Here is an 861-nt window from a genome sequence, read left to right as displayed (position 1 = left end):
TCTATGTAAGGTTTGCGCACACTGAGTGTCTGGCGCAGCACCGGATCGGAATCAAACAGTTCATCTTGTTTTTTAATCCGGTTAATCAGCACTTCCAGCGCACCAAGATCCGCCCGCAATTCCTGCCCCAGCGGGTGCAACTCTTGTGGCACCAACTGCTTTTCGTAATAGGCGGCGATGGGCGTGTCGGCTTTGCCGATGACCATTTCCAGCAAATCCAAAAATGATGAGAAGAACGGCCAGTTGTCGACCATATCGTTCAACGTTGTGGGTGACTCTTTCAGGGCAAACTCCAGCGCCTGACGGGTACCCAACCAAGCGGGCAGATTTAAGCGCACTTGCATCCAGGCAAAGACCCAGGGAATAGCGCGTAGACTTTCGACACCGCCGGTGGATTTGCGCTTGGCAGGACGCGACCCCAGCGCCAAAAGGCCCAACTCTTGCTCGGGCGTTAACGACCGAAAGTAAGGCACAAACTGTGGGTGCCCCTGAACGACTCGGCGATACCCTTCGAGGCTGGCCTGCGCCATACGCTCGATTAGATCGCGCCACTGCGCCTGCGGCGCTTCGTGCGGCTCCAGTGTCGCGCGCAAAGTTGCCACCATATAAGTAGACAAGCTACTAAAAGCAATTTTAGGTAAGCCGAATTTATAGCGGATCATTTCGCCCTGCTCGGTGACCCGAATTTTGCCTTTCACCGAACCCGGCGGCTGCGAGGCCATGGCCTTTTCCACCGGGCCGCCGCCCCGGCCTACGGTACCGCCGCGACCGTGGAACAAAACTAAATCCACCTCGTGTTTATCGGCCAGCTGTACTAAGCGCTCTTGCGATTTGTACTGAGCCCAAGTAGCGGCAAATTTG

Annotated in this window: 1 protein-coding gene; it reads right to left on the bottom strand. The window is 55.9% G+C overall.

Translation table 11 applies throughout. The features are described from left to right. Nucleotides 1–861: phosphoenolpyruvate carboxylase (locus Q4526_RS04500; RefSeq protein WP_303609544.1), on the bottom strand; the 861-nt coding region annotated here is incomplete at both ends.

The organism is Gilvimarinus sp. 2_MG-2023 (genome assembly GCF_030547685.1).
Classification (GTDB): Bacteria; Pseudomonadota; Gammaproteobacteria; order Pseudomonadales; family Cellvibrionaceae; genus Gilvimarinus.
Note: the sequence above shows the minus strand (reverse complement) of the source record. Positions and strands in the feature narration are given on the sequence as shown.